This is a genomic window from Parabacteroides sp. AF39-10AC, from assembly GCF_003635405.1.
GTDB classification, from domain to species: domain Bacteria; phylum Bacteroidota; class Bacteroidia; order Bacteroidales; family Tannerellaceae; genus Parabacteroides; species Parabacteroides distasonis.
This window is the reverse complement of record NZ_QTLP01000064.1, coordinates 1-3962: the sequence shown is the minus strand read 5'-3', so window position 1 is coordinate 3962 and position 3962 is coordinate 1. Positions and strand designations below refer to the sequence as shown.

The 3962-nt window shown below is 45.6% G+C and carries 3 protein-coding genes; 1 reads left to right on the top strand and 2 read right to left on the bottom strand.

Going from position 1 to position 3962, the window contains the following annotated elements:
• Positions 1 to 1022, bottom strand: a 1022-nt coding sequence (locus DW033_RS24085; RefSeq protein WP_158595248.1) for an AAA family ATPase, incomplete at its 3' end; no start/stop codon positions are given.
• Between the two features lie 143 nt (positions 1023 to 1165).
• Complete coding sequence (locus tag DW033_RS24080) at positions 1166 to 3496, bottom strand: DUF4906 domain-containing protein (RefSeq protein ID WP_233554309.1); 2331 nt, start codon at positions 3494 to 3496, stop codon at positions 1166 to 1168.
• On the opposite strand from DW033_RS24080, the gene DW033_RS25165 reads away from it, so the two are divergent.
• The coding region (locus DW033_RS25165; RefSeq protein WP_233554308.1) for a hypothetical protein at positions 3495 to 3962 on the top strand (468 nt) is incomplete at its 3' end. The genes DW033_RS24080 and DW033_RS25165 overlap by 2 nt on opposite strands.

The window sequence follows — 3962 nt, the reverse complement described above, 5'->3', positions numbered from 1 at the left end:
CTACCGCCTTGGACAAGCGTCTCGATTCCCTTCCGTACTTGGGAGGGGCCCTCAGCTATCAAATGACGAAGCAACACGTCTGAGCCCGTGTTCACCCAGTAGGGGGCAAAGACACCATCGTACATTATGTAATTAAGCACCGACCAGGGATTATAAATAACATAACCACCGAACAGGTAACCGTTATACCAACGCTTGATCTCCTCCTTATGCCTCCCTTGCGAGTAATCGTCCAGCAGGCCGTCTACCTCATCCTGTATGAAACCGAACGCCGTGCTCATCGGGCGATCGAGCAAGGAGAACACGGCTATATTGTTCAGCCCGCTGAAGATAGATTCCTTGCTTACACGGAGGATACCCGTGATTACACCGCGAAAGACGGACGTATTATCCTTGAAGACCATCGACATGAAGTTGCGCATGAAGACGATCATACGATCATAATACCCCTTATCGAAAGCCACATGAATGGGGGTGTCATACTCATCGAGCAATACCAAAGGGGGCATCCCCCAATGAGCGGTCAGCAATTCGGATAGCAAGAGTAAAGATCTTTGCATTCGCACCTCACCGGGATTACCTTCCAACAAAGACTGAAAGATCGGACGATAGGTCGAATCCATTACGGGAGAATCCAACAGGTACTTATGCCGGAAAAACTCCTTCTGAAGTTCGGAGGCGACAAGCTCCAAGGCTTTATCGAACGTATCCGCCTTGCAGTCCTTCAACGTCAACATGATCACAGGGTATTGACCTTGATGCTTATCGAAATCCTTCCACTCCCGGATACGCTTGCCGTCGAACAACGGACGGAACACGTTACCATCCGTCTTCTCGAAGAAGTACCGCAGCATCGAAAGGTTCAGCGTCTTGCCGAAGCGACGCGGACGGGGCAACAACGTGATCTTGCTACCATTCTCCAGAAGCTCACGGATAAAGTCGGTCTTATCCACATAATAAAAACCTTCATCTATCAATTCCTTGTAATCGCTGATGCCGATCGGTATTCTTCTCGTTTCCATAAGTATCACTATTTTGAGTTGTGAATACAAATATAACAATTTATATGACAACAGCGATTATCGCTTTTCCTTATTAATCTCATCATGTCAAAGAACGTTTCCCCTAGCGTTTGCGGCAAGGCACGTGGGGAAGCCTTATGATCTTATCGATCTTGAATACATCGGAGCGGATGCGCGTCACGAGGAGTCCATTCACCCGAGATACAACGCAATCCCTTGTTCGCAAAACCTACTTTACCGGGTAAAACAATCGAAAAAGCGTACTTATGCCCCACATCCCCTGCTTTACCCTCTCTACACCATAAATTACCCATTCCATTGATGTAATTGAAAGCATTCGCATACTCCTGATATCCTGTAAAACGAATATAAGTACTACCACCGGAAGATTGATCCTCAAAGTATAAGACAGCGCCTCCATCCCTTTCCAAACTAGAAGAATTAGCCAAATTCATTGCTTGGACATCATCATTAGATTCCGTATAAGATGAATTCGTAAAAAAAGGCAGATAATTAACCTTACTAGCCACACGCCAACCTGCCGGACACGGATCGTATACTGTTTTGTTGTCTTGAGAATCGTTCCATAGATCCCCCGTGCATTGATTAGACCAAGTGGCCCCTGATGCAGCAATTACAGTCGGGTTTTGAAAAGCTTGCAAAATAGTATATAGACTGGTCACATTCTTTCTGATAAAGTAAGAGACACCATCCGGCTGATATAGATTCAACATACCCGGAGTAAGTTGACCGCTATTAACCACGATAGATGTCGGAGATTTTGAGGAATAGGTACTCGGAAACGGGTCCTTCCTTCCCCATTGATAATGAAAACCATTCGTCTTGGAACGCTCCAACTTATCAGAAGGAGCGATCGTATAACCAGCCATCGCACCTAAATTCCTATCCATCATAGGATATTGTGTTTTATTTCCATAAGTATATTTCTGGACTCGCTTATTCTCATCATCCACGGATTCGTTCGCCGTAGCGGAAGGACTATAATCCGTTACCCAGATATGCCAGCTCCAAAGGATATTGCCCGTCCCGTTATCACCATCGTAAGCGGCTATCATACCGCTACCTCCCACCGTATTCGTGGCGACACGACAATAGATACGGGCGTCAGTCAAACTTTCACCATTCTTTAGTTCCACGATATTCGTATGGTCGTCTTCCGTGGTTTGCGGGGCATATTTAGTCACGACACCTAAAACTGGGTCTCCCAAGTCACCATCCTCCAAGGTCTGCCACAATACTTTCACGGACTTTATCGGGGAAGAGAGCGTAGAACCGGAAAGACCGCACCAACCTCGTAATAGCGTATTATCCTTAGAAACGCCATTAACATAATAGGTATAGGGATTGAAGCAGAAGGCACCACCCGGGACAACCATGAAGCAGTTCGCCGTCGGGACTAGGTTGTTGTTATTCTCTGATGCCAAGATTGGGTCGATTATCGTGATACGTTTATCGTCTACCGGAAGTGATGTATGATCCATCGTTACCTTATATATATAGTTCGTATTATCACGTAAACTAAAATCCTTACTGGAGTTACCCCCCAAATAGACCCGATAGTTCAGTTTCTTTTTATTATCGGTCTTATGCTGGGAGATAAAAGTCGCATAGGCGCTTCCTTTGGGGGCGTTCGCTTTCGTACGGTAATAGTCGGAGGTAGCGTTCGCACTCTCCTCACGTACCACCGCCGGGGCCCAACAGGTGTATTGGCCCTTGTTTGTCACATTTGATACCTGTATCGTCCTATACTGGTCTAATGGGGATGGGTATGAGTCCTTATTGTCCGGTAATAATTTATACTCTACGGGAATACTTTGAAGCATGACCTGTCTCAAATCGTAACCGGTATTATCGGGTAGATTCTCCCATGCCACCGTAAGCCGGGTAGCCAAGCGGCGCAAGAGGATACGAATATCCGAGCCCTCGGGACTCTCAATCCGGCCATCTTCCGTTACGTTCACATAAGGTAAATGAAGAATATAGGGCATCGCATTAACGCCGCCTTCCGTTGTTATTCCTTCAATCGTGGAGGCAGGCGCTGTCGTACCTTGAACGGAGGAAAGACTTTTATCCTTTAAGGAGCCAACCGTATAATTAGAACTACCATAACCACGTGCTATGATCAATAATTGGCAATCGTCCATGGCTGTTAAGGTTACACTGAAAGAAGAACCGATAGCCACATCCCCAAGACTTGCTCCTTTTCCCGCCACAAAGCTACCACTCCGGTCATATTGCCAAACTTCCAAGCCATATAACTTATCTGGTCTGGCAGTAGCCAACGGATCATCCGGAACCATGATCGTTTTGGTCCCACCAACCGCGTCTTCCTCATCGGCGAGTCCCACGCATAAGGATACCTCTACCGCCTTGCCTCCACCCGTAGACGGGCGGGGTGAATCGAGACGATCCTCACAACTTGACACTCCTGACATTGATACTATTGACATCATGATCAATACTGCTTTTTGTAATTTTATTCCTATGACCTCCATACCTGCACGTGCTTTTTCACTACTACATTTCACATTTTTTTACTTGAAAGTACCTGTCTCTTTCTTACGCAGAAAGAGACAACAGGAGGATAAACGCTCCTATCCGCTGTTTTTCAAACCATTGGAAATGTTAATAGGACAAGGCACGCCACGCTTGACGGCTCGCTATTGTTTGTCTTTTTTAATTTTGACAAAAGATTTAAGCACTCTCCTTGCCTTTATCGGCAATTTGAGCTACTTTTACACCCGAAAACGGATATTTACCCGTCATTCTGAAAGTTGTCTCTTTCTGCGTAAGAAAGAGACAACTTTTTTTCTCTCATCCATTCATTCTCAATATCTTCCATTTTCCTTCCTCTTTTCCATTTTCTTTCATTTCGCTTTTTGTCTCTTTACAAATCACTACTCATTTAACATTTCGGAC

Bases quoted from the DNA above. Each gene is read 5' to 3' on its own strand.
- DW033_RS24080 (WP_233554309.1), bottom strand. From the start codon at position 3,496: ATGATGTCAATAGTATCAATGTCAGGAGTGTCAAGTTGTGAGGATCGT.